The organism is Caulobacter sp. FW305-C-30-S16, from assembly GCF_058783025.1.
On the sequence record NZ_JBYSYH010000001.1, the window covers coordinates 553,837 to 580,051 of the forward strand.

The following is a 26,215-nucleotide window of genomic DNA, read 5'->3' on the forward strand; positions in this document are numbered from 1 at the left end:
CGGCACGATACCGGCGGCCTTCCGGGCAATCGACCGGAAACATGACGAAACGGTAATGGTGCGACGAGACGTCTCACCCCCGTCGGTCAGGCCCGCTCGAACGACGCCTCTTCCGCTTGCAACGGGTGGTCGAGCCGACCCGCCATCTCCTTGGGGCAGACCTGCCAGAACAGGTTCCGCATCCGGTCCCAGTCGCGCAGCAGACCCGCCGCAAAGGCGGAGCCCGTCTCGTGGGCGTGCTCGGTAACCAGGCGCCGGAGATGCTCTTCCCAGTGCGGGGAGGCCAGTCGCTGGACGATGACGCTGTCGGTATTGACCCGGCCCTCGAACCGTCCGGCCATGTCGAGCACATAGGCCATCCCGCCGGTCATGCCGGCGCCGAAGTTGCCGCCCGTCGGCCCAAGGATAACCGCCGCGCCGCCGGTCATGTACTCGCAGCCGTTGGCGCCGCAGCCTTCGACCACCGTAACGGCCCCCGAGTTGCGTACGGCGAACCGCTCGCCCGCCTGGCCGGCGGCGAACAGCTTGCCGGCCGTCGCGCCATAAAGGCAGGTGTTGCCGATGATCGCGTTCGACTCCGGCGACGCCAGATGCGGCGAGGGCCGGACCACGATCGTCGCGCCGGACAGGCCCTTGCCGACATAGTCGTTGGCTTCACCGGTCAGCACGATCCGCAGGCCACGCACCGCGAAGGCGCCGAGGCTCTGGCCGGCCGAGCCCTTGAGCTCGACGGTCAGGTGGTCGGAGGGCAGGGCGCTCATGCCGAACTTGCGCACGATGTGGCTGGAGATGCGCGCGCCGATCGCCCGGGCGGTGTTCCGCACCGTGTAGGTCAGTTGCATCTTCTCGCCGCGCTGGAGCAGCGGCGCGGCGTCGCGGACGATCTGCGCGTCGAGCGTGTCGGGGACCTCGTTGCGGCCCTCGACGGTGCAGTAGGGCTTGTTCGAGCCGGGGTCGGCGCGAACCAGCAGCGGGTTCAGGTCGAGGTCGTCCAGGTGCTCGCCGCCGCGGCTGACCTGGGTCAGCAGATCGGTGCGGCCGACGATCTCCTCCAGCGAGCGGAAGCCCAGCTGCGCGAGGATCTCGCGGACCTCCTCGGCGATGAAGGTGAACAGGTTGACGACCTTGTCCGGCGTGCCGGTGAACCGCGCGCGCAGGGCCTCGTCCTGGGTGCAGACCCCCACCGGACAGGTGTTGGAATGGCACTGGCGGACCATGATGCAGCCCATGGCGATCAGGCTGGCCGTGCCGATGCCGAACTCCTCGGCGCCGAGCATGGCGGCGATCACCACGTCGCGGCCCGTCCGGATACCGCCGTCCGTCCGCAGGCGGACGGAGTGGCGAAGGTTGTTCAGGGTCAGCACCTGATTGGCTTCGGACAGACCCATCTCCCAGGGGCCGCCGGCGTACTTGATCGAGGTCTGCGGGCTGGCGCCCGTGCCGCCGACGCTGCCGGAGATCAGGATGATGTCCGCCTTGGCCTTGGCCACCCCGGCGGCGATCGCGCCGATGCCGGTCATGGCGACCAGCTTCACCGTCACCCGGGCGTCAGGGTTGATCTGCTTCAGGTCGTAAATGAGCTGGGCCAGATCCTCGATCGAGTAGATGTCGTGGTGCGGCGGCGGGCTGATCAGCATCACGCCGGGGGTGGCGTGGCGCAGCCGGGCGATCATCTCGGTGACCTTGAAGCCGGGCAGCTGGCCGCCCTCGCCGGGCTTGGCGCCCTGGGCGACCTTGATCTCGATCTCGCGGCATTCGTTCAGGTACTCGGCCGTGACGCCGAACCGGCCCGAGGCGACCTGCTTGACCGCGCTGTTGGGGTTGTCGCCGTTGGGCAGCGGCCGGTAGCGGGCGCGGTCCTCGCCGCCCTCGCCGCTGACCGACTTGGCCCCGATGCGGTTCATGGCGATGTTCAGCGCGCCGTGCGCCTCCGGCCCCAGGGCGCCGAGGCTCATGCCCGGCGTCAGGAACCGCTTGCGGATCTCGTTGACGCTTTCGACCTCGTCCGGGTTCAACGGCTTGCGGTCGCTGCGCCAGTCGAGCAGGTCGCGCAGCTGGATCTGCGGCAGGGTGCGCATGCCGGCGGAGAAGCGCTTGTAGGTCTCGTAGTCGCCCGTGTCGCAGGCCTGCTGCAGGGCGTGGATCATCCGCGCCTCGAAGGCGTGCGCCTCGCCCGAGCGGCGGGCCTTGTAGAAGCCGCCGACAGGCAGGGCGACGAAGGCCGGATCCCAGGCGCGCTGGTGCAGCTCGACGACCCGCTTTTCGAGACCGGCGAAGCCGATGCCGGAGATGCGCGACGGCATGCCGGGGAAGAACTCGGCGACCAGCGACCGCGACAGGCCGACGGCCTCGAAGTTGTAGCCGCCGCGGTAGGAGCTGATCACCGCGATGCCCATCTTGGAGATGATCTTCAGCAGGCCCTGCTCGATAGCCGTCTTGAAGTTCACGCAGGTCTGGCGAAGCGTGGTGTCGCCCAGCAGGCCGCGGTCGAGCCGGTCCTGGAAGCTTTCCTGCGACAGCCAGGCGTTGACCGCCGTGGCGCCGACCCCGACCAGCACCGCGAAATAGTGGGTGTCCATGCACTCGGCCGAGCGCACGATGATCGAGACGTAGGACCGTAGACCCTTGCTGACGAGGTGCGCATGCACCCCGCCGGTGGCCAGGATCATCGGCAGGGCGACGCGGTCGGGACCGCTCATCTCGTCGGTCAGGACGATGGTGGCGCAGCCCCGCAGGGCGGCGTCCTCGGCCTCGGCGCGAACCCGGTCGAGATTGGCGCGCAGGGCGTCGCCAGGCCTGGCTTCATCGGCGGGGATCGGCATGGTGCAGTCGATGACCGCCAGCGCCTTGTCGCCGATGTAGCCGAGGATCCGCTCGTACATCCCGGTCGTCAGGATCGGGCTCTCCAGCACGTAGACGTCCGTCTGGGCCTCGTCCTGGACGAGGATGTTGCCGAGGTTCTTGAAGCGGGTCTTCAGGCTCATCACCCCGGTCTCGCGGAGCGGGTCGATGGGCGGGTTGGTCACCTGGCTGAAGTTCTGCCGGAAGAAGTGGCTCAGCGGCCGGTAGCCGTCGGACAGCACCGCCAGCGGCGTGTCGTCGCCCATCGAGCCGACGGCTTCCTTGCCGTCCTCGACCATCGGCGCGAGGACCATCTCGAGGTCTTCCAGGGTCATGCCGGCGGCGGCCTGGCGACGCGCCAGCTCTTCGCCGTGGAACCGGCGCGGCTCCGGTCCCGGGCCGATCCGTTCTTCCAGCTCGACCATGTTGCCGAGCCAGTCGGTGTAGGGGTGGGCTTCGGCCAGTTTGTCGATGATCGCCTCTTCATCGTAGAGGCGGCCCTCGGCCAGATCGATGGCGATCATCCGCCCAGGCGAGATGTTCAGCTTACGGACGATGCGGTTCTCGGCGACGCCGCACATGCCGGCTTCCGAGCCCATGATGACCAGGCCGTCGAAGGTATAGGCCACGCGCAGGGGGCGCAGGCCGTTGCGGTCCTTGCCGGCGACAACCCAGCGACCGTCGGTGGCGCACAGCGCGGCCGGACCGTCCCAGGGCTCCATCACAGCGTTGCAGTAGCTGTAGAGCGCCCGGTGCTCGGGCTTCATCTGCTCGTCGCTCTTGCTCGCCCAGGCCTCGGGAATCAGCAGGGCCTTGGCCATCGGCGCGTCGCGCCCGGCGCGGACCAGCACCTCGAAGGTGTTGTCGAGCGCGGCGGAATCCGAGCCGCTGGCCTGGATCACCGGCTTCACGTCCTCGCCGAAATCGCCGAACGCCTGGGCGGCCATGCGGATCTCATGGCTCTTCATCCAGTTGGTGTTGCCCTTCAGCGTGTTGATCTCGCCGTTGTGGGCCAGCATCCGGAACGGCTGGGCCAGCCGCCACTGGGGAAAGGTGTTGGTCGAATAGCGCTGGTGGAAGATCGCCACCGCGGCGGCGAACCGCTCGTCGCGCAGGTCGGGATAGAAGTCGTCGATGTTCTCGGCGAGGAACATGCCCTTGTAGATCAGCGACCGGGCCGACAGCGAGCAGATGTAGAAGTCGTTGATCGCCGAGGCGGCGACCTTCTTCTCGATCCGCTTGCGGCAGAGGAAGAGGGCGCGTTCCAGCGCCTCGCCTTCCATGCCCGCCGGCGGCGAGAGCATGATCTGCTCGATCTCGGGCCGGGTGGCGTTGGCCTTCTCGCCGATCACCGAGGTGTCGACCGGCACCTGGCGCCAGCCGTAGATGTAGAAGCCGAAGCGCAGCGCTTCGCTCTCGACGATCGTCCGCGCGGCTTCCTGGGCGCCCAGATCGGTGCGCGGCAGGAAGATCTGCCCCACGGCGATGGCCCCCGGGCGCAGCTTGTGGCCGGTGTTGCGGACCTGGTCGATGAAGAAGTCCTGCGGCACGGACAGCAGAATGCCGGCGCCGTCGCCGGTCTTGCCGTCCGCGTCGATGGCGCCCCGGTGCCAGACGGCCTTCAACGCCTTGATGGCCAGCTCGACCACTTCGCGGCGCGGCTTGCCATCAATCGCGCAGACCAGGCCGACGCCGCAGTTGTCGCGCTCGGACGTCGGATCATAGGCGTGACCGTCGATCAGCAGCTGACGGTTGGCCAGATAGCGGGTGAGTTCAGCGCTCATGTCGGTCACTCGGCCGCGACGAGGGCGGGGGAGGCCGCCTTCGCCTGCAGATAGCTGTGGATGGAGTCGGCGGCGTCGCGGCCGTCGCGGATGGCCCAGACGACGAGCGAGGCGCCGCGCGCGATGTCGCCCGCAGCGAACACGCCATCGAGGTTGGCGGCCTGGGTCCTGTGGTTGATCTTCACCGTGCCCCAGCGGCTGACCGACAGATCGGGCGCTGACAGGGTGGTGGGGAGGTCCTCGGGATCGAAGCCGAGCGCCTTGATCACCAGTTGGGCCGGCAGGTCGAAATCCGAACCGTCGACCGCCTCCGGCGCGCGGCGCCCGGAGCTGTCGGGCGGGCCCAGCCGCATGCGGATGGCGCGCACGCCGGTCACGCCGTCGGCGTCGCCCAGCAGGCTGCGCGGGGCGGCCAGCCATTCGAACACCACGCCCTCTTCCTCGGCGTTGGCGACCTCGCGCAGGGAGCCGGGCATGTTCTCCTTGTCCCGACGATAGAGGCAGGTGACCGATGTCGCGCCCTGGCGGATGGCCGTGCGCACGCAGTCCATGGCCGTGTCGCCGCCGCCGATGACCACGACGTCCTTGTCGGCTGCGTTCAGCGCGCCGGACTCGAAGTCCGCGACCATGTCGCCCATGCCCTTGCGGTTGGACGCGATCAGATAGTCGAGCGCAGCGACCACGCCCTGCGATCCCGTTCCCGGCATCTCCAGTTCGCGGGCGGCGTAGACGCCGGTCGCCAGCAGAACCGCGTCGTGCCGTTCGCGCAGCTGCGGCAGCGTCGCGTCGCGGCCGACCTCGAAGTTCAGCCTGAACTCCACGCCGCCGTCGGCCAGTCGCTGCGTGCGGCGCTCGACGACGTCCTTCTCCAGCTTGAAGCCCGGAATGCCGTAGATCAGCAGGCCGCCGGCCCGGTCGTGCCGGTCATACACGGTGACGCTGTAGCCGAGCTCGCGCAGGATCTCCGCCGTGGCCAGACCCGCCGGCCCGGCGCCGACGATGCCGACCGACTGGCCGATCTCGGCACGGGCGACCAGCGGCTTCACCCAGCCCTCTTCCCAGGCCTTGTCGGTGAGATAGCGCTCGACCGCGCCGATGGTGACGGTGCCGTGGCCCGACTGCTCGATCACGCAGTTGCCTTCGCACAGGCGGTCCTGCGGGCAGATCCGGCCGCAGATCTCGGGCATGGCGTTGGTCGCCTGCGACAGCCGGTAGGCTTCCTCCAGCCGGCCGGCGGCGGTCAGCCGTAGCCAGTCGGGGATGTTGTTGTGCAGCGGGCAATGGGTCTGGCAGAAGGGGACGCCGCACTGGGAACAGCGCGAGGCCTGTTCGGTGGCCTTCGCGTCGATAAAGTCGGCATAGATTTCATGGAAGTCGCGGTCGCGCTCTCGCGCATCGCGCTTCTCGGGAGTGCGACGATCAATGATCGTGAACTTCAGCATCCGCTCGGCCATGCCGTGCCCCAGCCTTCCTGAAGGAAAAGTTTGCTCTGCCGGCCTTCTAGGCGTTGGGAAACGCATGAAACATGCGTCGGTCCGTTTAGTTGACCACTTTTCTGGCCGCCGTTCGGATTTCGGGCAGGCTTCGCCTGTCCGGGCCGCAGATTATGTCCCGTTTGTAGACCATCAATCCGTGAGTCTTTCATGAGCGATTTTCTGGCCGCCATCATCCTCGGCCTCGTCGAGGGTCTGACGGAGTTCATCCCCGTTTCTTCAACAGGCCATCTGCTGCTGACCAAGGTGGCGCTGGGGCTGACCGACCCGTCCTGGGACAGCTTCATCGTGCTGATCCAGCTGGGGGCGATCCTGGCCGTGGTGGCGCTTTACTTCCAACGTCTGTGGGCCGTGCTGATCGGCCTGCCGACTGATCCGGCTGCGCGCCGGTTCGCCCTCAGCGTGCTGGTCGCCTTCATGCCGGCGGTGTTCCTGGGCTTCCTGCTCTACGACTTCATCAAGCATGTGCTGTTTGAGAGCCCGGCGCTGATCTGCTGGTCGCTGATCCTCGGCGGGTTCGTGCTGCTGGCCATCGACCGCTGGAGCCCCGCGCCGAAGGAGCACGACGCCATGAAGCTGCCGCTGCTGACCTCGCTCGGCATCGGCGTGATCCAGTGCATCTCGATGATCCCGGGCGTGTCCCGCTCCGGCGCCACCATCGTCGGCGGCGTCATGCTGGGCGTCGACAAGCGGGCGGCGGCGGAGTTCAGCTTCTTCCTGGCTATCCCGACCATGGTCGGCGCCTTCGCCAAGGACTTCTGGGAAAGCCGCGAAAGCCTGATGGTGGGCAGCCACCTCGGCCTGCTGGCCGTCGGCTTCGTCGTCTCGTTCCTGTCCGGCCTGGTGGTGGTCAAGGTGCTGCTGGACGTCGTCAGCAAGCGCGGCCTCTCACCGTTCGGCTGGTGGCGGATCCTGGTCGGCGCCGGTGGTCTGGCCGTGATCTACCTGGCCTGACCGACTAGACGGCGCCTTCGGGCGTCGCCGCGTACTGGCCGCCCTTGCGGTAGCGATAGAGGTAGCTCGGGACGATCGCCTCGATGCTGCGCGGGGTGATGCCCAGCGCGTCGAAGCCCGCCGCGCCGTCCGCGACGACATTGTCGCTGCGCAGCAGCTCGACCTGGTCCGACGTCAGCACCGGCGCGATTCCGACCACCGCCGTCACGGCCGCCAGCTTGCCGACCAGCGAGGCGATCGGCCACGGCAGCGGCGCAAGGATGCGGCTCTTGCCGGTTTCCAGCAGCACGAACGCCATCAGCTCGCGGAACGTGAACACGCCCGGCCCGCCCAGCTCATAGGTCTTTCCGGCGCAGTCCGGGTCGGTCACGACCTTCGCGACAGCGGCGGCCAGGTCGGCGACATAAACCGGCTGGAAGCGCGTCGCGCCGCCGCCGGGCAGCGGCAGGGCGGGACTGATCGAGGCCATGGCCGCGAAGCGGTTGAAGAAGTCGTCCTCCGGCCCGAACACCACGGAGGGGCGCAGGATCACCGCCGTCGGGATCGCGGCGCGCACGGCGGCCTCGCCCTCGGCCTTGCTGCGAGCGTATTTCGCCGGAGACTCAGCGTCGGCGCCGATGGCCGAGATCTGCACGAAGCGGGTGATCCCGCGCGCCGCGGCGGCCTCGGCGATCGCCCTGGCGCCCATGGTGTGGATCGTCTGGAACCCCTGGCGGCCGCTTTCGAACAGCACCCCGACCAGGTTTACACAGGCCTCGGCGCCGTCCAGCGCCCGGCCGATCGAATCCGGATTGCGGACATTCGCCTGGACCACCTCGATCTGGCCGACATCGCCCAGCATGCGCAGGCGATAGCCGCGCCCGACATTGCGGGCGGCGACGCGGACTCGGTAGCCCTGCTTCGCCAGCGAGCGGACGACCTGACGGCCGATAAAGCCGGTTCCTCCGAAGACGGTGACGAGCCCACGCATGACGGCGCCTTTTCCCTTTGTGATAGCGCCCGGATAGACGACAGGCGCTCCATGCGCAACGCGCCATTGACCGCATCAAGACGGCGCCCTATGAGGCTCGCCTTCGCGCTGATCCGGGGTTCCGGAAAGGTATGCGAGCCCAGGTGGCGGAATTGGTAGACGCGCTGGCTTCAGGTGCCAGTGGCTTAACGGCCGTGGAGGTTCGAGTCCTCTCCTGGGCACCACCCTCCTCTTCTATATGGTAGTAGAGTGAGAGTGGGAGCGACTGCATTTGGCCAATCATCTGCATGAAGGCGACATCCCGGCGGGCCTGTTCGCGGGCGCGACGTCGGTAGCCATTGATTCCGAGACCATGGGGCTGAGTCTCCAGCGGGATCCGCTGTGCGTCGTGCAGATCTCGGCCGGCGACGGCGACGCCCATGTCGTGCGGCTCAATCGCCCGGTCTATGACTGCCCCAACCTCAAGGCGCTGCTGACCGATCCCTCAGTGCTGAAGATTTTTCACTTCGGCCGCTTTGATATCGCCATGTTCGAGCATCATCTGGGGATCACGACCAACCCCGTCTGGTGCACCAAGATCGCCTCCAAGCTCGCCCGCACCTATACCGATCGCCACGGCCTGAAGGACGTGTGCAAGGAGCTGCTTGGCGTGGACCTGAGCAAGGCCCAGCAGAGTTCGGACTGGGGGGCGGCCGTGCTGTCGCCCGAACAGATCGCCTACGCCGCCTCCGACGTCCTCTATCTGCACGGCGTCAAGAACCGCCTGCAGGCGATGCTCGACCGCGAAGGCCGGGCCGACCTGGCCCAGGCCTGTTTCGACTTCCTGCCCCAGCGCGCGCGGCTCGACCTCGCCGGCTGGGAAGAGGTCGACATCTTCGCCCATAGCTGAGGCGGCTGATGACGGTCGCCGCGCACCCCGCCGACACGCCCGTTGATCGCGACGCCGCGTTCGCGCGCTGGGAGCGCCGGCTGCGGCTGATCACCCGTCTGCGTCGCGCCCTGCCCGCTCTGATGGCGCTGATCACGCTCGGCCTGGTGGGTCTTGTGACGCTCAGCGCCGTGAAGGCGCCAAAGCTGGTCCGCAATGACGATCCGATCATCCGCATGGTCGGCGCCCGCTTCCAGGGCCGGGTCGAGGACGGCCGCAGCTTCCTCATCGGGGCCCAGGAGGCCGCGCGGGACGAGCGCCAGCCGCACCGGGTCAGTCTGATCGAGCCGATCATGGTCGTCGGCGCCGAGACCGCGACGCCGCGCCGGCTGATGGCGCGCATGGGCGTCTATGACGAAAAGACACGGCTGCTTCAGCTGACCGGCGATGTCCGCATCGACGACGGCCTCGGCAACCGCATCGCCTCGAACGACATCACGATCGACACCCGGACCGGGTCCGCTGTCGGCCAACAGGGCATCGAGGGCGACGGTCCGGTGGGTCAGGTTTCGGCCGACTCATATACGGTCAAGGACAAGGGCGACCGCATCGAGTTCCGAGGCAGGGTTCGCACGCGCGTCAATCCGGAATAAGACGGGTCATGATCAGGTCGGGAGCGCGCATGCAGAGCGCGGTAAAACATCTTGGATTGGCGGCCACGGTCGCCGTCGGCGTGCTGTTCGGCGCGAGCGCCGCGCTGGCGCAGCTCGATCCGCGCGCGCCGATCGACATCACCGCCGATTCCTCGGAAGTCATCCAGAGCCAGTGCCAGTCGACCTGGAGCGGCGCGGTCGAGGCCCTGCAGGGGCGCACGCGGCTGCGGGCCGACAGCGTCCGCATGTACAGCCTGAAGAAGGGCGACACCTGCGGCGCCAGCGACCGGATGGAGGCGGCCGGCCAAGTCTACTTCGTGACGCCCGAGCGCACCGTCCGGGCTGACGCCGCCGTCTACAGCTTCGGCGGCGAGTCCATCACGCTCAGCGGCAACGTCATCGTGGTGCAGGGCCGCAGCGTCGTGCGCGGCGATCGTCTGGTCATCAACACCCGCACCGGACAGGCGCAGATGTCGTCCGGCGTCACCGGCCGCAACAAGGCCGGCCGCGTGCGCGGCGTCTTCTATCCCAACCAGGGGACCTCCAACTAGGTGGCCGCCGACCTCGACCAGAGCGGCGAGGGCCTCGTCGTCGACCGGCTGTTCAAGTCGTTCGGCGAGCGCCAGATCGTGCACGGCGTCAGCCTGCGATTGAAGCGCGGCGAGGTCGTCGGCCTGCTCGGCCCCAACGGCGCGGGCAAGACGACCTGCTTCTACATGATCACCGGCCTGATCCCGGTCGACGACGGCGCGATCCGCCTGGATGGCCGCGACATCACCGCCCTGCCGATGTACCAGCGCGCCCGCATGGGCGTCGGCTACCTGCCGCAGGAAGCGTCGATCTTCCGCGGCATGACGGTCGAGGAAAACGTTCTGGCCGTCGTCGAGATGCGCGAGAAGGAGACCGGCCGCGCCCGCGAGGCGACCGCCGCCCTGCTTGAGGAACTGCGGATCAGCCATCTGAAATCGGCCCCGGCCGTGTCCCTGTCGGGCGGCGAGCGCCGGCGCGTGGAAATCGCCCGCGCCCTGGCCAGCGAGCCGTCGTTCATGCTGCTGGACGAGCCGTTCGCCGGCATCGACCCCCTGGCCATCGCCGACATCCGCGACGTGATCGGCTACCTCAAGGGTCGCGGCATCGGTATCCTGATCACCGACCACAATGTGCGCGAGACGCTCGACATCATCGACCGCGCCTCGATCATCCATGCCGGTGAAGTGCTGTTCGAGGGCGCGCCGCAGGAGATCGTCGACAATCCCGACGTCCGCCGCGTCTATCTGGGCGACCGCTTCAACTGATCGCCGTTCTGCGGCGCCCGGAGCCGACCCCGACCCCCTAGTCGAGAATCCGGTGGGCGATGGCTTCGCGGCGGGCCGCGTCTACGCCGAGGACGTCCTCGAGGTAGGCGTCCAGCGTCGTGTGGCGTTCGTGGATCGCCGCGAAGGCGGTTTCCAGATACTGCGCCTCGACGCCCATCGCCGTGATCATCGCCTCGCGGCTGGGCAGCCGGCCGGTCATCTCCTCGATGTGGGCGGCGAACTGCGGCGCGCGGCGCTCGAAGCGGTGGATGTCGTTGGTCAGCAGGAAGTCGGCGACGATGTCCTCCTCGCTGACTCCGGCCAGATGATGGGTCAGGGCGGCGAGGATGCCCGTGCGGTCCTTGCCGGCGGCGCAGTGGATCAGCACCGGCCCGGTGGTCTCCGACAGGGCGTGGAAATAGCGGCTGTAGAGATCGATGTGGCGGTCCACGAAGGGCGCCTCGCGGTAGTACTCGACCATATAGCCGATGAAGGCCTCGGGGCTGAGATCGGAGCCCTTGATGAAGGTGTGCCAGGGATCGTCGTCTTCCTGGCCGATGTCGTTCTCGATCACCAGGCCGTCGAAGCCTTCCCAGCGGCGGCTGGGGCTGCGCTCGCGCTCGTTGGGCCGGCGCAGGTCGACGATCACCGACAGACCCAGCGCCTGCATGGCGGCCAGGTCGGCCTCGGTGGCCTCCGACTGGTGGGCGGCGCGATAGAGCAGGCCGCGCTTGAGGCGGCGGGAGCCGGCGGCGTAGTCGCCGAAGTCGCGGAAGTTCTCGATGGCGTCGAAGCTGATCTTGCGGGTCATGCTCCGGTTCCTAGCGAAGCTGGATGACGATGGCGAGACGTTCCGCGCCTTACCGTTCTTTCACTTGCTCCACCGGGCCTCGCCCGCCATGACTCTCGCGGGGACTATCGAGCGCAACTGTCATCACCGGGGGGTGGGCCGTAACATGCTGATCATCGAGAACCTGACGCACGTCTATCCGAACGGGACGGTCGCGCTGGATGACGTCAACCTGACCGTCGAGAAGGGCATGTTCGGCCTGCTGGGTCCGAACGGCGCGGGCAAGTCGACCCTTATGCGGACCGTCGCGACGCTGCAGGCGCCGACCTCCGGCCACGTCCGGTTCGGCGCGATCGACGTGCTCAAGGATCCCGAACAGCTCCGCCGCACCCTCGGCTACCTGCCGCAGGATTTCGGCGTCTACCCGCGCGTCTCCGCCTACGACATGCTCGACCACATGGCCGTGCTGAAGGGCATCTCCAACGCGAAGGATCGCAAGGAGACGGTCGAGACCCTGCTGGGCCAGACCAACCTCTGGAACGTGCGCAAGAAGGCCATCGCCGGCTTCTCCGGCGGCATGCGCCAGCGGTTCGGCATCGCCCAGGCCCTGATCGGCGACCCCAGCCTGATCATCGTCGATGAGCCCACCGCCGGTCTCGACCCCGAAGAGCGCAACCGTTTCCTCAACCTGCTGGCCGAGATCGGCGAGAACGTGGTGGTGATCCTCTCGACGCACATCGTCGAGGATGTCTCCGACCTTTGCCCGGCCATGGCGATCATCTGCGACGGCCGCATCGTCGGTCAGGGCGCGCCCGCCGACCTCGTCGCCGGCCTGCAGGGCCGGATCTGGAAGAAGATCATCGACAAGAGCGAGCTCAAGGACCACCAGGCCCGCTACCGCGTGATCTCGACCCGCCTGTTCGCCGGCCGGACGGTCATTCACATCATTTCGGACGACAACCCGGGCGATGGCTTCACGCCGGTGCAGGGGGATCTGGAGGACGTCTACTTCTCCACCCTCTCGACGCACCGCAAAGCCGCCTGAGGGCCCGGCCATGTTCAGCAAAATCGCGGGCTTTGAATTCCGCTACCAGCTGCGCAACCCGGTGTTCTGGGTCGCGGCGGGCATCTTTTTCCTGCTGACCTTCGCCTCGGTGACCATCCAGCAGGTCAGCATCGGCGGCGGCGGCGGCGGGGTGCACAAGAACGCGCCCTTCATGATCGGGCTGATCCACCTGATCCTGGCGATCTTCTACATGTTCGTGTCGACGGCCTTCGTCGCCAACATCGTTGTGCGCGACGACGAGACCGGCTTCGGCGGTATTCTGAGGTCCACGCGGATCTCGAAGTTCGACTACCTCTACGGCCGGTTCACCGGCGCCTTCGCGGCGGTCTGCCTGTCCTTCTTCGCAGTCCCGGCGGCGATCGCCATCGGCTCGCTGATGCCCTGGGTCGACAAGGAGACGCTCGGTCCGCTGACGCTCCAGCCGTTCGTCTACGCCTATGTCGTGCTGGCGTTGCCGGCGCTGTTCCTGACCTCGTCGCTGTTCTTTACCCTGGCGACCGTCACCCGCTCGCTGATGTGGACCTATGTCGGGGTGATCGCCCTGCTCATACTGTGGACCGTCGCGGGGATCGCGCTCGACAAGCCCGAGTTCGAGAAGGCCGCCGCGCTCTGGGAGCCGTTCGGCACCGCGGCGTATGGTCTGGCGACCAAGTACTGGACCGTCGCAGACCGCAACACGCTGGTCCCGCCGCTGACCGGCGCGCTGCTGTTCAACCGCCTCTTCGCGGTGGCCCTGTCGGCGCTGTTCCTGTCGCTCGCCTTCATCCTGTTCCGCTTCCAGTCCGGCGCGCAGTCCGGCAAGCGGGCCAAGGCGGCGAAGCTGATGGCCAGCGCGGCGCCCGACATCGCGCCGCCGCCGCTGGCGGCCCTGCCCAGGGCGCGCTTCGACGCCGCCTCCGCCTGGGCCCAGTTGCTTGCCCGCACGCGCATGGACATGGGCCAGGTGTTCGGCAGTCCGGCCTATCTCGTGCTGCTGGCGATGGGCCTGTTCAACTCGATCGGCGCCCTGTGGTTCGCGACCGACGACACGGGCTACGGCGGCCAGATCTGGCCCGTGACCCGCGCGCTGATCCCGCCGCTGCTCGGCTCCTTCAGCCTGATCCCGATGATCATCGCGGTCTATTACGCCGGCGAGCTGGTCTGGCGGGAGCGCGAGAAGAAGACCCACGAGATCGTCGATTCCACGCCGGTCCCGGACTGGGCCTTCGTCGGCCCCAAGACGCTGGCCATCTCGCTCGTGCTGCTCTCGACGCTGGTGATCAGCGTGTTCGCGGCCGTCCTCATCCAGGCGCTGAAGGGCTACCAGCTGTTCCAGCTGGGCGACTATCTGCTGTGGTACGTGCTGCCGCAGGGGATCGACTGGCTGCTGCTGGCGGTGCTGGCGGTGTTCTTCCAGACGCTCTCGCCGCACAAGTTCATCGGCTGGGGGCTGATGGTGATCTACCTGATCACCACGGTCACCTTCGTGAACCTCGGCTACGAGCACAATCTCTACAACTACGGCGGCGCGCCCGGCGTGCCGCTGTCGGACATGAACGGACAGGGCAAGTTCTGGATCGGCGCGGCCTGGTTCCGCGTCTACTGGAGCGCTTCCGCGGTCCTGCTGCTGGTGCTGAGCTACGCGCTCTGGCGGCGGGGCGCGGAGACCCGCCTGTGGCCGCGACTGAAGCGGCTGCCCCGGCGTCTGACCGGCAAGGCCGGCGCGACCTTCGCCCTGGCGCTGGCGCTGTTCGCCGGCACGGGCGTGTTCATCTACATCAACACCAATGTCTGGAATGAATACCGCACGGCCATCGCTGACGAGAAGTGGCTGGCTGACTTCGAAAAGACCCTGATCAGCGAGCAGCATTTCGACACGTTGCCGCGGCCCAAGATCGTGTCGATGAACCTGAAGGTGGACCTCTATCCGCACCAGCCGCGCGCCACGACGCTCGGCTCCTATGTGGTCGAGAACCGCACCGACGCGCCGCTGAAGGACATCCACCTGCTGTTCGACCGCGACCTGACGGTGAAGGCCGTTTCGATCGAGGGCGGCCGGCCGGCGGCCAATCCCTACAAGCGGTTCAACTACAGGATCTTCGCCCTCGACACGCCCATGCTGCCGGGCGAGCGCCGGGTGATCACCTTCACCACCGAACGCGCCCAGCGGGGCTTCCGAAACCGCGGCAACGAAACGCGCGTCGTCGACAACGGCACCTTCCTGAACAACGCCGAGATCGCGCCGCTCCTGGGCGTCGAGCGGTCCGGGCTGCTGCAGGACCGGGCCAAGCGCCGCAAGTACGGCCTGCCGGCGGAACTGCGCCCGGCGAAGCTCGGCGACACGGCCAGCCGGTCGTTCCACTATCTGCGCCATGACGCCGACTGGGTGACGGCCGACATCACCGTCACGACGGTCGCCGACCAGACGCCGATCGCGCCAGGCTACGAAGTGTCCAACACCGTCAAGGACGGTCGCCGCACCGCACGGTTCGTCACCGAGGCCCCGGTGCTGCCGTTCTTCTCGGTCCAGTCAGCGCGCTACACGGTGTCGAAGGAGGTCTACAAGGGCGTCCAGATCGCGGTCTACTACGACCCGCATCACCCCTGGAACGTCGAGCGGATGAAGACGGCGGGCAAGGCTTCGCTGGACTATTTCCAGACCAACTTCAGCCCCTACCAGTTCCGCCAGCTGCGGTTCCTCGAGTTCCCGGCCTATGCCGACTTCGCCCAGGCCTTCGCCAACACCATGCCCTGGTCGGAGAACCTCGGGTTCATCGCCGACTATCGCGACAAGTCGAAGTTCGACCTGGTGACCTACATCGGCGCCCACGAGATCGGGCACCAGTGGTGGGCCCACCAGATCGTCGGCGCCGACCAGCAGGGCGCGACCTCGCTGTCGGAAACGCTCGCCCAGTACTCCGCGCTGATGGTCATGAAGCACATGTACGGGGAGGACCAGATCCGGAAGTTCCTCAAGTACGAGCTGGACCGCTATCTGCGCGCGCGCGGTGGCGAGCCGGTCGAGGAGCTGCCGCTCTACAAGGTCGAGGGGCAGGGCTACATCCACTACCGCAAGGGCTCGCTGGTCATGTACCGGCTGCAGCGGGAGCTGGGCGAGGACGCGGTCAACCGCGCCCTGCGCCGGTTGCTGCAGAGGTTCGCCTTCAAGGCCGCGCCCTATCCGACCTCGCTGGATCTGATCGCCGAGCTGCGCGCCGTGGCGCCGGCCGACAAACAGGCCCTGATCACCGACCTGTTCGAGAAGATCACCCTCTACGATCTCAAGACAAAGGCGATGACGGTGAAGAAGCGTGCCGACGGCCGGTTTGACGTCAGCCTGACGGTCGAGGCCAAAAAGGTCTATGCCGACGGCAAGGGCGTGGAGACGACCGCGCCGATGGCCGAGATGCTGGACGTGGGTCTGTTCACGGCCATGCCGGGCGACAAGACCTTCGACCGGAGCAAGGTCGTCATCATGCAGCCGCGGATGATCCGTAGCGGGACGCAGACCCTGACCTTCACCGTCGACAAGGCGCCGACGTACGGCGGGGTGGATCCCTACAACTACCTGATCGACCGCAATTCAGACGACAATCTGCTGAAGGCGGGCGGCTAGAGGGCCGCCCGCCCCAGACAGCCTTAGGAAAGGCCCTTGCGGAGGGCGTCGGCCTTGTCGAGGTGCTGTTGCACGACCGGCGCGGTGGTCGCCGCGGCGGACTTGAGGGCCGCGTTGTCGCCGTCCTGGGCGTAGCGCGTCATCAGGTCCAGCATCGCCTGGTGGGCATCGATCTGGCCGTCCATATAGGCCTTGTCGAAATCTTCGGTTTTGGCCTCGCGCAGGTCGGCGAGCGTCTTCATCTCGTCTTCCGGCAGGGCGGACGGCAGCGCCAGGGTCAGGCCCGAGGCGCCGATCGCCGTCTTCAGGTCCGCCGTCGTCCGGGTGTGCACGTCGACCATCATCTGGGCGAAAGCCTTGACCTCGGGGTTGGTCGCCCGCTCCAGCGCGATCTTGCTGGACTCGATCTCGAACATGTCGCCGAGGGCAGCCTTGCTGACGAAGTCGGGCGCGGCCGCCTCGTTCGCGGCGGTCGGGATGGTCGCCGAGGGGTTGGCGTCCGGCGCGCCCATGGCGGCCTCTTCGGACTTCTTGCCGCAGGCGGCGAGGGTCAGGGCCATGGCGGCGGCGCCGACGAGGAGAAGGTTGCGGTTCATCTTGGGTACTCCACTTGATTGACAAGGTCGCCCGCCGCCCCCAAGCGGACCCTGTGCAGACACAACCTCACGGGGGCGTGATGAGTTCCGACCAAGAGCCGAAAATCCCCGGTCCGCTGGACGGCCTGACCGTGATCGAGATGGGAACCCTGATCGCGGGTCCCTTCTGCGGCCAGATCCTCGGCGACTTCGGCGCCGAGGTGATCAAGATCGAGGACCCGGCGGCGGGCGACCCCATGCGCCAGTGGGGCCGCAGCCTGCCCAAAGGCCATTCGCCCTGGTGGCCGGTGATCGGGCGGAACAAGAAGTCCGTGACCCTGAACCTGCGGACGCCAGAGGGTCAGGCTATCGCCCGCAAGCTGATCGGCGGCGCCGATGTGCTGGTCGAGAATTTCCGTCCCGGCGCGCTGGAGAAATGGGGCCTGGGTTACGACAGCCTGTCGGCCGACAATCCCGGCCTGGTCATGGCGCGGGTCTCGGGCTTCGGCCAGACCGGCCCCTACGCCTCGCGGGCCGGCTACGCCCTGATCGGCGAGGCCATGGGCGGACTGCGCTACATCACAGGCGAGCCCGACCGCGCCCCCGCCCGGGCCGGGATTTCCGTGGGCGACAGCCTGGCCGGCCTGCACGCGGCGCTGGGGACCATGATGGCGCTGCATTCGCGCCATCGCACCGGCAAGGGCCAGATCGTCGACGCGGCGATCTATGAGAGCGTGTTGTCGGTGATGGAGAACCTGATCACCGAATACGGCCTGACCGGCTATGTCCGCGAGCGGTCAGGCTCGGTGCTTCCCGGCATCGCGCCGTCGAACGCCTATCCGACGCGGGACGGGGCGCTGGTGGTCATCGGGGCCAACCAGGACACGCTGTTCAAGCGGCTTTGCGAGGCCATGGGCCGGCCCGGGCTCAGTGACGATCCACGGTACGCCGGCCATGCGGCGCGCGGCGAGAACCAGACCGAACTGGATGCGCTGATCGGCGGCTGGACCGCAACCCTCGACGCGGACGCCCTGCTGGCGCTGATGGAAGAGAAGGGCGTCGCCGCCGGCCGGGTCTATCGCGCCCCTGACATGCTGGCTGATCCCCAGTTCGCCGCCCGCGATGCTATTGTCGAAGTCCCGCATCCGGTGTTCGGCGCGGTGCAGATGCAGAATGCCTTCCCCAGGCTGACGGATACGCCGGGCGCGGTCCGCTGGCCCGGCCCCGCGCTGGGAGAACACACCGACGCGGTGCTGACCGCACGGGCAGGGCTGTCCCCGGACGAGGTCGCTGATCTGCGGTCGAAGGGCATCGTCTGACGCCTGGCGCTCCCCGCTGCTGCGACCCGGGCGACCGTGGTTGTGGTCTATCGCCCCGTGACCTCGGCCAGGGCGCGGACGATCTGGTGGACATTGTAGGGCTTGCGCACAACGGGCGCGCCGAAGCCTTCCGGCGCGCCGCGTTCGCCATAGCCGGTGGCGAACACGAAGGGCGTGCCGCGGGCGTGCAGCGCCGCGGCCAGCGGCTCGACCGACTCGCCGTTGAGATTGGCGTCCAGCACCGCGGCGTCGATCTCGAGGCTGAGCATCGCCATGGCCTCGCCCAGGTCGGCCGCGCTGCCGACCACCGTGGCGCCGGCCTCGACCAGTCCGGCCTCAAGCTCCATGGCCAGAAGGACCGCGTCCTCGACCACCAGCAGCCGCAGACCCTCGACGCCGCCATGCGGGGTATCGGCCCGGCCCTGCGAGGCGCCTGTCGGCAGGTCGATCTCGATCACCGGGGTTTCCGCCACCGGATCAGCGATCGCCCTGGCGTCGGCGCGCAGCATGGCCTGAACGCCATCGGCGCGGTACTCGACACGGCCCTCTCCGCCCAGTTCGCGGCCGGTGACCCGGTCGAGCAGGGTCGACCCGAAGCCGCGCCGCTCCGGCGGCGATACGGCCGGGCCGCCACTCTCGTTCCAGCGCAAGGTAAAGCCGCCCTCGGGCGCCTGCTCCCAGGTCACCTCGACCCGGCCGGACTCGACCGACAGGGCCCCGTACTTGACCGCGTTGGTGGCCAGTTCGTGCAGCGCCAGCGACAGGGCGTTCGCCGCGCGCGGGGTCAGGATCAGATCCGGTCCCTCCCAACGCGCCTGACCCGGCGCCAGTCCGCCCAGCTCGGCGGCGGCGATATGGGCAAGGCTGGCGCCGCGCCAGCGCGTGGCGGTCAGCAGCTCATGCGCCGAGGCCATGGCCTTCAGCCGGCCGGCGAACGCCGCCATGAAGCCCTCGGTGGATGTCGTGCGGCGCGCTGATTGCGCCGCCAGAGACTGAACGGCGGCCAGGACGTTCTTCACCCGGTGATCGAGCTCGGCGAGCAGGGTCTCGCGGTGTTCCTCCTCCGCCTTGCGGTCGGAGATGTCGCGGACCACGCCGATGACCCGTTGCGGCGCGCCGCCCGGACCGGTCACCACGACGCCCGAGCCCTGCATCCAGCGCAGGCGGCCGTCGTCCGGGCGGATCATCCGGTATTCGGCGCTGTAACGGCCGGCCCCGCGAAGGCCCTTGTCGACGGTCTCTTTCAGGGCGGCGACATCGTCGGCATGCACGAAGCGGAACGACAGGTCGCCGCCTTCGCCCCGGGCCGCACTCGAGGCCACGCCCGTGATCGCGCGCATGCGGTCGCTGATCATCATCCGGTCGCGGGCGATGTCCCATTCGAATTCACCCAGACCGGCGGCGTCGAGGGCCAGTTCGACCCGGCTCTGGTCCAGTCGCGCGCGCCGTTCGGCGTCGATCGTCTCCGCATCGTGGGCGAGCATCTCGCTGGCCAGCGCGGCCAGGTCCGCAAGGGCCAGGCGTTCGGCTTCCGTGTGGGGCTCGTGGGGCTCGGTGTCGCCGACCGACAGCACCCCGATCGCCTCGCCGCCCGGCGCCAGCAGCGGCGCGCCGGCATAGAAGCGGACGTCAACCTGGCTGAAGCTCTGCAGATATCCCTTGAACAGCGGATCGGCGCGGATGTCGCCGCTGATGATGACCTGTGGATTGCGCACCATGAAGTCGGCGAGACTACCGGTCCGCGGGTACTGTCCGGCGGGCACGCCGAGACGCGCCTTGTGCCAGAGGCGATCCTCGTCGACGAGCACGACGGCGGCGCGCGGCGCGTGCAGGATCAGCGCCGCCATCCGGGCAATCCGGTCGAAACGTCGGTCCGAGCCGCTGTCGAGTGCATGAAGGGAACGCAGCGCCTTGAGCCGCGCGGCTTCATTCACAGCGGGGGCCAATAGCGGGGCGTCGTCCATGCCTCACCATAACGGGTAACCGCCGCGCACGCGACAGGCGAGAATTCGTGGCGCCTGACCCCTTGTGTGGCTAGAATGGAACCCGATCTATCGTGATCGCGTTCCCGGTCAGCCCCCCGCCTGGAGGGTCGCCTGATCGGTGCGCCCGCGACTACGGAGTTTCCAATGCCTACCAACGCCTCGACCCCATCGACCCGCGAAGCTGAACAGGCCAAGGCCGATCTCAAGAGCGCCGCGAAGCACGCCGAGCGCAGCTTCATCGACGCCGCTGACCAGGCGCGTGACCGTCTGACCGAAGCGGCCCACCGCACCGAAGCGGCCGTCCGCGAGGGTATGGAGACGCTGCGCGTGCAGAGCCGCGTCTATGCCGACTCCGCCACGGCCCAGTTCGACGACGCCCAGCGCTATGTGGTCGAGAAGGTCAAGGAACGGCCCGCCACGGCCCTGCTCGCCGGGGTCGGCTTCGGCGTGCTCGTCGGCCTGCTGCTGGCCAGCCGGGGCGATCGCCGCTGATGATAGAACGGACGCTGATGGCTGTAGCGGCTGGCGCCGCTATCGCCGCCGCCGCAGCCGCCGGCGTCTTTTCGGCCTTCTTCGCCCTCTTCGCCTTCATCCAGCCCTACGTCGGCACGCCCGGCGCAGCTGCGATCATCGCCGGTTGCTCGGCGCTGGTCGTGGCGGCGGCCGGCCTCCTGGCCGCCCGCAAGGCCGAGGGGGATCGCAAGCCGGGTGCGGCCCCGGTCGCGGACCCCACGCTGATCGACACGATCATGACGGTGGTCCGTGACCGCCCGCTGCTGTCGGCCGGCGCCGCCGTCGCCGCCGGGATCTACGCCCTGCGCAATCCGCAGCTGGCCGCCGCCGTGATCCGCGCCTTCATGGACAAGCCGCCGCACAGACCGCCGCCCGGCCGGAACTGACGCCGCCGCGGAACGCTTCCCTCCGGACCCCTGTTCCGGAGCGCGCCATGTTTATCCTTCCCGAGCTTCCCTACCGACCCGACGCCCTGGCGCCGGTGATTTCGGCTGAAACCCTGCGGTTTCACCACGGCAAGCACCACAAGACCTACGTCGAGACGTTGAACGCCCTGCTCGAGGAAGCCGGCGAGACGCCGGAATGCCTTGAACAGGTTGTGCGCGACGCGGCCGTTGATCCTGCCCGCGCCAAGCTGTTCAACAACGCCGCCCAGGCTTGGAACCACGGCTTCTTCTGGGATGCGATGTCGCCGGCCGGAGGCGCGCCGACCGGCGCCCTTGCCGGCGCGGTGGAGACAGGCTTCGGCGCGCTGGCGGACCTGAAGGCGACCTTCGTCAAGACCGGGGCGGAGCATTTCGGGTCGGGCTGGGTCTGGCTGCTGGCCGAGCGCGGCCGGTTGAAGGTCGTGGCGACCCACGACGCCGAGGGGCCGCTGACGCAGGAGGACGTGGTTCCGCTGACGGTCTGCGACCTCTGGGAACACGCCTACTACCTGGACCATCAGAACGACCGGAAAGGCTTCCTCGCGGCCTGGTTCGACACCCTGCTGAACTGGGACCTGGCCGCCGCCCAGTTCGCCGCGGCGCAGGAACAGGGCGCGGCGTGGACCTATCCCGCGCCGGAGGCCGCGGAGGGAACAGCTCGCCAGGCCAGGCGTTAGCCAGAACAAGGGTTGGTCAACGCCGCCTGATACAAACAGGAGAGAAGCATCATGCTCAGATGGGCGCTCATTTTTCTGGTCGTGGCGCTCGTCGCCGCGTTCCTCGGCTTCGGTGGACTGGCCGGGACGGCGGTGGATATCGCCAAGATCCTGTTCTTCATCTTCCTCGTGCTGTTCCTGGTTTCGGCCGTGATGCACCTGGTCCGGGGCCGGGCGCCTTAGGGGCGCACGTCTTCGATGAGACGTCAGAAGCGGCGGCGGGTCATCCCGCCGCCGCTTTCCGTTCAGGGTCTGGCCGGCTCCGGCCGCCGGTCGATCGACCAGGTGCGCCAGGTCTCGAAGTGCGAGCCCGACCACGCCAGGGCGGAAATCCGGACGATGTCCTCGTCGACCTCGATACAGTTGAAGCCGATCGGTGAGCCGCGCTCACGGATTGAAAGCGTGCTGGCGCCGACCGCCCAGGTGTGACCGTCACCCCCCGGATAGGGCAGGGCGAACGGCGCATGCACATGACCGGTCAGGACCAGATCGACGCCCCCGTCGGCCAGCGCGACCGCCGCATCGTGTCCGCCATGCACCTGACCGCTCATCGGGCCGCCGATCATTTCGATCAGCGGATGATGACAGGCGACGATCTTCAGCGCTCCGGCCGGCGCGTCTGCGAGGGCCCGGACAGCCCCGTTCACCTGGCCAGTCGAAATCGCGCCCTTCGACCAGTTGGTCCGCAACTGCACGCCGCGGGCGGTGTTGATCGAGGCGACCGCCAGCCCCGGTCGCCGCAACAGCGTCGGCGAGACCGGGCCGAAGTGGCGCTCGTAGCGCTTCCACGGCGCGAACAGCCGCTTCATCAGGCTGAAATAGGGGGTGTCGTGATTGCCCGGGACGACCAGCGAATCGACCGCCAGACTCCTGATCCAGCGGCGCGCGGCGACAAATTCCGTCTCCGAGCCTTCGCGCGTGACATCGCCGGTGATGATCGCCAGATCCGGTCGGTGCTCGGCGATCCATCCGGCCGCAGCGCCCACCGCGTCGCGATGTTCGCCGCCGAAGTGGATATCCGACAAATGGGCCAGCCGCAGGGTCACGCTGTTGTCTCCGTATCGCGCGGCACCAGAGCCCGGAACGCCACGGGCCGGAAGCGGAAGTCGACGACGCGTCCGAGCCGGACCGGCTCGCCGTCCAGCACGGCCGGAATGCGTCCCGCCGCCCAGGCGCGTCCGGCGCGGATATGGGTGACCTCGACCGTCTGGTCGGCGCGCCAGTCGCCGAGCGCCGCGCGGAAGCCGAGGCGGAAGATCTCCAGCGCCCCGCCCGGATCAATGGCGGCGGCTTCCAGATAGCCCTCGTCGTCGTCCATCGCCCTGGAGACCAGGGGACACATCAGAGCCAGGGCCTCGGCCTTGGCGCGGGGGCGACCCCCGAGACTGAAGCGCAACCGGCCCGAAAACGCCCTGTGCAGCGCCCGCTGCGCGCGGATCAGGGCGCCCTTCAGGTCACCGTGCCGCGCCGCCTCGCGCGCCTCGGCCCAGAGCGCGGGCGACCCGAGGATCGCGGCGACGTAGAACGCCTTGCCCTCGATCTCGCCGCCCGACACCGGCTTGACGACGCCATCCCTGAGAATGTCGGCGAGCGCGGTCTTCCAGTCCCGCCCCCCGTAGAGGGCGTTCGGCAGCATGTTCATGGTTCCGCCGGGCAGCGGCGCGACGAGCGGGCCCTTGGGGCCGCACAACTCCGCGCCCGCCCGCGCCGTGCCGTCGCCGGCGACGATGGCCAGCAGATCGGGCCGGGTGTCGAGTGCGGCCTGCAGGCAGGCCTCCAGCCCGGCCTCGCCCGGTGCCGTCACCTCGCCGGTCACGCCCGCCTCGGCGAGGATGCGCTCCGCTTCGGACACGGCGTCGGGACCAGCGCTGCCTGAGGCCGGGTTCACCACGACGGCGATCCGGTTGAAGACGAGCGCCTTCTGTCTGGACTTCACGCTGCTTTGCTCCCGCACCCCGTCCGCTGCTCAACGGCTGGCCTGGCCTGCAGGTTCCCGATCGGGAACCCGACCGCAGTCCGGACGTTGGCGATCCGGGCGGGGCTCACCGGAATACGAGGTACCTCCCATGTCCAAGTCCTTCATCGCCATTCTCGGGGCCGGCCTGCTCTCGGCCGCCTGCACCACGACGGGCAACGTCGAGCGCAACGCCGCCGGCGGCGCGGTCGTCGGCGCCATCGCCGGCGCCGTCATCGGCAACAACACCGGCGACGGCGACGCCGGATCCGGGGCTGCGGTCGGCGCGGTGGTCGGTGGCGGGGTCGGCGCGATCAAGGGCTGCCGTGAGGACGGCGGCTGCGGCGCAACGCCTGCCCCGAACCGGCGTCAGTATTATGATGAGGCCGCCGGTCGGTATTACTATTACGATCAGGCGTCTGGCCGTTACTATTGGGAAGACGGCCGTCCCCGGACCTGATCGCCCTGTGCTCGCTGATGTGCGAGGGGCGGTCGGCCAGGTGGTCGACCGCCCTTTCATTTTGGTCTGAGGGTTGGGTGATGAACAGGATCTCGAAGCTGGCGGCGCTGGGCGTCGCCGCGCTGGCGCTGGGCGGTTGTGGCACGATGAGCAGCTGGCGGGCGAAGACCCCCAATGTCTGCCAGGACCTGACCGTGTCGATCTACTTTGAGCGGGACTCGGCGACGATTACCCGCGAGGCCCAGGCCGTACTCAAGGGCGCCGGCGACCTGGCCAGGGGCTGCACGCTGGGTCAGGTCGACGTCACCGGTCTTGCCGACTCGGTCGGTGATCCGGCCGTGAACCTGGCGCTGTCCCGGAAGCGCGCCGACGCCGTGCGCAAGGCGGTCTCGCGTCTGGGCTTCTCGACCGTGAACTTCGACGTCGCCGCTGTCGGCGAGCAGGGCGCGGTGACGGCCTCGGGCGCTGATCGTCCCCTGCGTCGGCGGACGGACGTTACCTTCCACCTGTCGCGCTAGGACCTTAGACGCCCCGGCCCGGAGCGCCGAAGGCGGGGCTTCAGGCAAAAGAAACAGGGGGCGGATGCTGGGTCCGCCCCCTGAAGTCTGCAGTGTCGGGAAAAGGGTGCGGAGGCGACTGGCTGGCTTTCACCAGCCTCAAGTCGGGGGGGGCGTCGCCGCCTCCGCAATCCATAAACGTCCCTTGTCCGAAATTCGTTCCGATCGATCCGGGAAAAGTTGAATCTTTTTTCGCCGCACACGCGAAACCGGAACGTCCCCCTGTCGCGAAACGTTTCCAGCCCGACCAAACGGACAGGAGACCGATCCCATGGCCGCGATCTTCAAGCGCTTTTCCCGCCCGCCCCCGTCCGGTGAGGTGCACATCGACGCTACCGACGCCCGTCAGGGCCGCTGGGGTCGTCATGCCTTCTGGATGCTCGTCTGCTCTACGGTGCTGGCCATCGCCGCCCTGTTCGGCAGCTGGATGTTCCGCGCCGGCGATCTGTCGGCGGCTGACGCGACGAATACGCCGACGGCCGCGGAATCGCGGGCCGTCGGCGCACCGGCAGACTAGGGCTGCGATCAGGCCGCCTTGGCGGTCCGGCCGGGATGGAAGAACAGCGCCTGGCCGATCGCCGCCTTCACCGTTTCCGGCTGGAAGGGCTTGGTGATCAGGAAGGTCGGCTCGGGACGCTCTCCGGTCAGCAGGCGTTCCGGGAAGGCGGTGATGAAGATGACCGGGATATCGTAGTGGCCGAGGATGTCCTTCACCGCGTCGATGCCTGACGAGCCGTCAGCCAGCTGGATGTCGGCGAGGACCAGGCCCGGCGCCTTGCGGGCGACGGCCTCGACGGCCTCGGAGCGGGTTGCGGCGATGTCGACCACGGTATGGCCGAGTTCGCGCACGAGCGCCTCGATGTCGGCAGCGATCACCGGCTCGTCCTCGATGATCAGGACGTCCGTCGCCAGTTCGGCGTCGATTTCGGTCTGGGCCTGGGAAATCAGCCGCTCGATGTCCGGGAAGTCGGTGTCGAGGATCTGGGCCGCTTCGCTGGGGGTGAACCCTTCGAGCGCGGTCAGCAGGAAGGCCTGCCGCGAGCGGGGCGCGATCCGCATCAACCGCTGGCTGGCCTCATGGCCTTCCGACGGAGTGCGATCCTCCAGGCGCGCGCCCGAGGTGCACCAGATGGCGTGGAACACATGATAGAGCGCGACGCGGGGCGAAAGCCGGCTGTCGAGCTGCTTTTCGCCGGCCGCCAGCGCTTCGAGCGCGACGCGCACATACTGATCGCCAGTGGACTGGCTTCCCGTAAGGGCTCGCGCATATCGGCGCATGTAGGGCAGATGCGGCGCCAGACGAGCAAGAAGACTCATAACCCCTCCCGTTTTCAAGCCTCGAACTGGGAGCGCGCATCGACGCCCGCAAGGACGGGACGCGTCTCCCTCAGGAGCGCCAACG

The 26,215-nt window shown here is 68.3% G+C and carries 24 protein-coding genes and 1 tRNA gene; 16 read left to right on the forward strand and 9 right to left on the reverse strand.

All coding sequences use genetic code 11. The features are described 5' to 3' along the window. Positions 1-86: 86 nt before the first annotated feature. Positions 87-4,625: a glutamate synthase large subunit gene (gene gltB, locus AC3WJT_RS02655; RefSeq protein ID WP_492341513.1), complete on the reverse strand. Its 4,539-nt coding sequence runs from the start codon at positions 4,623-4,625 to the stop codon at positions 87-89. Positions 4,626-4,630: 5 nt separating this feature from the next. Continuing rightward, positions 4,631-6,079, reverse strand: a complete 1,449-nt coding sequence (locus tag AC3WJT_RS02660) for an NAD(P)-dependent oxidoreductase (protein ID WP_492341514.1) — start codon at positions 6,077-6,079, stop codon at positions 4,631-4,633. A 189-nt stretch (positions 6,080-6,268) separates the two neighbouring features. On the opposite strand from AC3WJT_RS02660, the gene AC3WJT_RS02665 reads away from it, so the two are divergent. Then, positions 6,269-7,072 carry an undecaprenyl-diphosphate phosphatase gene (locus AC3WJT_RS02665; RefSeq protein WP_492341515.1) on the forward strand — a complete coding sequence of 268 codons (804 nt, stop codon included), beginning with the start codon at positions 6,269-6,271 and terminating at the stop codon, positions 7,070-7,072. Positions 7,073-7,076: 4 nt separating this feature from the next. Here AC3WJT_RS02665 and AC3WJT_RS02670 read toward each other — a convergent pair whose 3' ends face one another. Continuing rightward, positions 7,077-8,042, reverse strand: a complete 966-nt coding sequence (locus AC3WJT_RS02670; protein WP_492341516.1) for a complex I NDUFA9 subunit family protein — start codon at positions 8,040-8,042, stop codon at positions 7,077-7,079. Between the two features lie 137 nt (positions 8,043-8,179). On the opposite strand from AC3WJT_RS02670, the gene AC3WJT_RS02675 reads away from it, so the two are divergent. The 5 genes from AC3WJT_RS02675 to lptB all read left to right on the forward strand — a co-directional run bounded on the left by AC3WJT_RS02675 (position 8,180) and on the right by lptB (position 10,858). Continuing rightward, positions 8,180-8,266: transfer RNA gene (locus AC3WJT_RS02675), tRNA-Leu, on the forward strand. Positions 8,267-8,313: 47 nt separating this feature from the next. Beyond that, on the forward strand, positions 8,314-8,931 hold the full coding sequence (locus AC3WJT_RS02680) for a ribonuclease D (RefSeq protein WP_492341517.1): 618 nt from the start codon (positions 8,314-8,316) through the stop codon (positions 8,929-8,931). Between the two features lie 8 nt (positions 8,932-8,939). After that, the gene (gene lptC, locus AC3WJT_RS02685; protein WP_492341518.1) at positions 8,940-9,563 is read left to right on the forward strand and encodes an LPS export ABC transporter periplasmic protein LptC; all 624 of its coding nucleotides are present in this window, start codon (positions 8,940-8,942) and stop codon (positions 9,561-9,563) included. A 29-nt stretch (positions 9,564-9,592) separates the two neighbouring features. Further along, entirely contained in the window at positions 9,593-10,114 is a 522-nt protein-coding gene (locus tag AC3WJT_RS02690) for an LptA/OstA family protein (RefSeq protein ID WP_492341519.1), read from the forward strand. Next, on the forward strand, positions 10,115-10,858 hold the full coding sequence (gene lptB, locus AC3WJT_RS02695) for an LPS export ABC transporter ATP-binding protein (protein ID WP_492341520.1): 744 nt from the start codon (positions 10,115-10,117) through the stop codon (positions 10,856-10,858). Positions 10,859-10,895: 37 nt separating this feature from the next. Here lptB and AC3WJT_RS02700 read toward each other — a convergent pair whose 3' ends face one another. Beyond that, a complete protein-coding gene (locus AC3WJT_RS02700) occupies positions 10,896-11,669 on the reverse strand; it encodes a tyrosine-protein phosphatase (protein ID WP_492341521.1) in 774 nt (257 codons plus the stop codon). Between the two features lie 145 nt (positions 11,670-11,814). Here AC3WJT_RS02700 and AC3WJT_RS02705 point away from each other — a divergent pair, with 145 nt between their 5' ends. Continuing rightward, entirely contained in the window at positions 11,815-12,693 is an 879-nt protein-coding gene (locus tag AC3WJT_RS02705; RefSeq protein ID WP_492341522.1) for an ABC transporter ATP-binding protein, read from the forward strand. A 10-nt stretch (positions 12,694-12,703) separates the two neighbouring features. Next, positions 12,704-16,309, forward strand: a complete 3,606-nt coding sequence (locus tag AC3WJT_RS02710) for an ABC transporter permease/M1 family aminopeptidase (protein ID WP_492341523.1) — start codon at positions 12,704-12,706, stop codon at positions 16,307-16,309. A 23-nt stretch (positions 16,310-16,332) separates the two neighbouring features. Here AC3WJT_RS02710 and AC3WJT_RS02715 read toward each other — a convergent pair whose 3' ends face one another. Beyond that, a complete protein-coding gene (locus AC3WJT_RS02715; RefSeq protein ID WP_492341524.1) occupies positions 16,333-16,905 on the reverse strand; it encodes a DUF4142 domain-containing protein in 573 nt (190 codons plus the stop codon). A gap of 80 nt (positions 16,906-16,985) precedes the next feature. On the opposite strand from AC3WJT_RS02715, the gene AC3WJT_RS02720 reads away from it, so the two are divergent. Continuing rightward, positions 16,986-18,203, forward strand: coding sequence for a CaiB/BaiF CoA transferase family protein (locus AC3WJT_RS02720; RefSeq protein ID WP_492341525.1), 1,218 nt, complete (start codon positions 16,986-16,988; stop codon positions 18,201-18,203). Between the two features lie 47 nt (positions 18,204-18,250). Here the strand turns inward: AC3WJT_RS02720 and AC3WJT_RS02725 are convergent, their stop codons facing one another. After that, entirely contained in the window at positions 18,251-20,167 is a 1,917-nt protein-coding gene (locus tag AC3WJT_RS02725; protein ID WP_492341526.1) for an HWE histidine kinase domain-containing protein, read from the reverse strand. A gap of 165 nt (positions 20,168-20,332) precedes the next feature. On the opposite strand from AC3WJT_RS02725, the gene AC3WJT_RS02730 reads away from it, so the two are divergent. The 4 genes from AC3WJT_RS02730 to AC3WJT_RS02745 are packed head-to-tail and all read left to right on the forward strand — an operon-like array spanning position 20,333 to position 22,025. After that, positions 20,333-20,680, forward strand: coding sequence for a hypothetical protein (locus tag AC3WJT_RS02730; protein ID WP_492341527.1), 348 nt, complete (start codon positions 20,333-20,335; stop codon positions 20,678-20,680). Positions 20,681-20,697: 17 nt separating this feature from the next. After that, positions 20,698-21,087 carry a hypothetical protein gene (locus tag AC3WJT_RS02735; RefSeq protein WP_492341528.1) on the forward strand — a complete coding sequence of 130 codons (390 nt, stop codon included), beginning with the start codon at positions 20,698-20,700 and terminating at the stop codon, positions 21,085-21,087. 47 nt (positions 21,088-21,134) lie between these two features. Beyond that, on the forward strand, positions 21,135-21,803 hold the full coding sequence (locus AC3WJT_RS02740; protein WP_492341529.1) for a superoxide dismutase: 669 nt from the start codon (positions 21,135-21,137) through the stop codon (positions 21,801-21,803). A gap of 51 nt (positions 21,804-21,854) precedes the next feature. Further along, positions 21,855-22,025: a DUF1328 domain-containing protein gene (locus AC3WJT_RS02745; protein ID WP_492341530.1), complete on the forward strand. Its 171-nt coding sequence runs from the start codon at positions 21,855-21,857 to the stop codon at positions 22,023-22,025. A 62-nt stretch (positions 22,026-22,087) separates the two neighbouring features. Here the strand turns inward: AC3WJT_RS02745 and AC3WJT_RS02750 are convergent, their stop codons facing one another. Together AC3WJT_RS02750 and AC3WJT_RS02755 are read right to left on the reverse strand one after the other, a co-directional pair. Next, a complete protein-coding gene (locus AC3WJT_RS02750; protein WP_492341531.1) occupies positions 22,088-22,888 on the reverse strand; it encodes a metallophosphoesterase family protein in 801 nt (266 codons plus the stop codon). Further along, the gene (locus tag AC3WJT_RS02755; protein ID WP_492341532.1) at positions 22,885-23,778 is read right to left on the reverse strand and encodes a diacylglycerol/lipid kinase family protein; all 894 of its coding nucleotides are present in this window, start codon (positions 23,776-23,778) and stop codon (positions 22,885-22,887) included. The genes AC3WJT_RS02750 and AC3WJT_RS02755 overlap by 4 nt, the downstream gene beginning before the upstream one ends. 130 nt (positions 23,779-23,908) lie before the next feature. On the opposite strand from AC3WJT_RS02755, the gene AC3WJT_RS02760 reads away from it, so the two are divergent. From AC3WJT_RS02760 to AC3WJT_RS02770, 3 genes are all read left to right on the forward strand, one after another. Then, positions 23,909-24,256: a YMGG-like glycine zipper-containing protein gene (locus tag AC3WJT_RS02760; RefSeq protein WP_492341533.1), complete on the forward strand. Its 348-nt coding sequence runs from the start codon at positions 23,909-23,911 to the stop codon at positions 24,254-24,256. An 80-nt stretch (positions 24,257-24,336) separates the two neighbouring features. Continuing rightward, entirely contained in the window at positions 24,337-24,774 is a 438-nt protein-coding gene (locus tag AC3WJT_RS02765) for an OmpA family protein (protein WP_492341534.1), read from the forward strand. Between the two features lie 310 nt (positions 24,775-25,084). Further along, positions 25,085-25,330: a hypothetical protein gene (locus AC3WJT_RS02770; protein ID WP_492341535.1), complete on the forward strand. Its 246-nt coding sequence runs from the start codon at positions 25,085-25,087 to the stop codon at positions 25,328-25,330. A gap of 8 nt (positions 25,331-25,338) precedes the next feature. On the opposite strand, the gene phyR is transcribed toward AC3WJT_RS02770, so the two are convergent. Beyond that, the gene (phyR, locus tag AC3WJT_RS02775; protein ID WP_492341536.1) at positions 25,339-26,130 is read right to left on the reverse strand and encodes an anti-anti sigma factor/receiver protein PhyR; all 792 of its coding nucleotides are present in this window, start codon (positions 26,128-26,130) and stop codon (positions 25,339-25,341) included. Positions 26,131-26,215 lie beyond the last annotated feature (85 nt).

Bases quoted from the DNA above. Each gene is read 5' to 3' on its own strand.
- gltB (WP_492341513.1), bottom strand. From the start codon at position 4,625: ATGAGCGCTGAACTCACCCGCTATCTGGCCAACCGTCAGCTGCTGATC.
- AC3WJT_RS02660 (WP_492341514.1), bottom strand. From the start codon at position 6,079: ATGGCCGAGCGGATGCTGAAGTTCACGATCATTGATCGTCGCACTCCC.
- AC3WJT_RS02665 (WP_492341515.1), top strand. From the start codon at position 6,269: ATGAGCGATTTTCTGGCCGCCATCATCCTCGGCCTCGTCGAGGGTCTG.
- AC3WJT_RS02670 (WP_492341516.1), bottom strand. From the start codon at position 8,042: ATGCGTGGGCTCGTCACCGTCTTCGGAGGAACCGGCTTTATCGGCCGT.
- lptC (WP_492341518.1), top strand. From the start codon at position 8,940: ATGACGGTCGCCGCGCACCCCGCCGACACGCCCGTTGATCGCGACGCC.
- AC3WJT_RS02690 (WP_492341519.1), top strand. From the start codon at position 9,593: ATGCAGAGCGCGGTAAAACATCTTGGATTGGCGGCCACGGTCGCCGTC.
- AC3WJT_RS02700 (WP_492341521.1), bottom strand. From the start codon at position 11,669: ATGACCCGCAAGATCAGCTTCGACGCCATCGAGAACTTCCGCGACTTC.
- AC3WJT_RS02705 (WP_492341522.1), top strand. From the start codon at position 11,815: ATGCTGATCATCGAGAACCTGACGCACGTCTATCCGAACGGGACGGTC.
- AC3WJT_RS02710 (WP_492341523.1), top strand. From the start codon at position 12,704: ATGTTCAGCAAAATCGCGGGCTTTGAATTCCGCTACCAGCTGCGCAAC.
- AC3WJT_RS02715 (WP_492341524.1), bottom strand. From the start codon at position 16,905: ATGAACCGCAACCTTCTCCTCGTCGGCGCCGCCGCCATGGCCCTGACC.
- AC3WJT_RS02720 (WP_492341525.1), top strand. From the start codon at position 16,986: ATGAGTTCCGACCAAGAGCCGAAAATCCCCGGTCCGCTGGACGGCCTG.
- AC3WJT_RS02725 (WP_492341526.1), bottom strand. From the start codon at position 20,167: ATGGACGACGCCCCGCTATTGGCCCCCGCTGTGAATGAAGCCGCGCGG.
- AC3WJT_RS02730 (WP_492341527.1), top strand. From the start codon at position 20,333: ATGCCTACCAACGCCTCGACCCCATCGACCCGCGAAGCTGAACAGGCC.
- AC3WJT_RS02735 (WP_492341528.1), top strand. From the start codon at position 20,698: ATGGCTGTAGCGGCTGGCGCCGCTATCGCCGCCGCCGCAGCCGCCGGC.
- AC3WJT_RS02740 (WP_492341529.1), top strand. From the start codon at position 21,135: ATGTTTATCCTTCCCGAGCTTCCCTACCGACCCGACGCCCTGGCGCCG.
- AC3WJT_RS02745 (WP_492341530.1), top strand. From the start codon at position 21,855: ATGCTCAGATGGGCGCTCATTTTTCTGGTCGTGGCGCTCGTCGCCGCG.
- AC3WJT_RS02760 (WP_492341533.1), top strand. From the start codon at position 23,909: ATGTCCAAGTCCTTCATCGCCATTCTCGGGGCCGGCCTGCTCTCGGCC.
- AC3WJT_RS02765 (WP_492341534.1), top strand. From the start codon at position 24,337: ATGAACAGGATCTCGAAGCTGGCGGCGCTGGGCGTCGCCGCGCTGGCG.
- AC3WJT_RS02770 (WP_492341535.1), top strand. From the start codon at position 25,085: ATGGCCGCGATCTTCAAGCGCTTTTCCCGCCCGCCCCCGTCCGGTGAG.
- phyR (WP_492341536.1), bottom strand. From the start codon at position 26,130: ATGAGTCTTCTTGCTCGTCTGGCGCCGCATCTGCCCTACATGCGCCGA.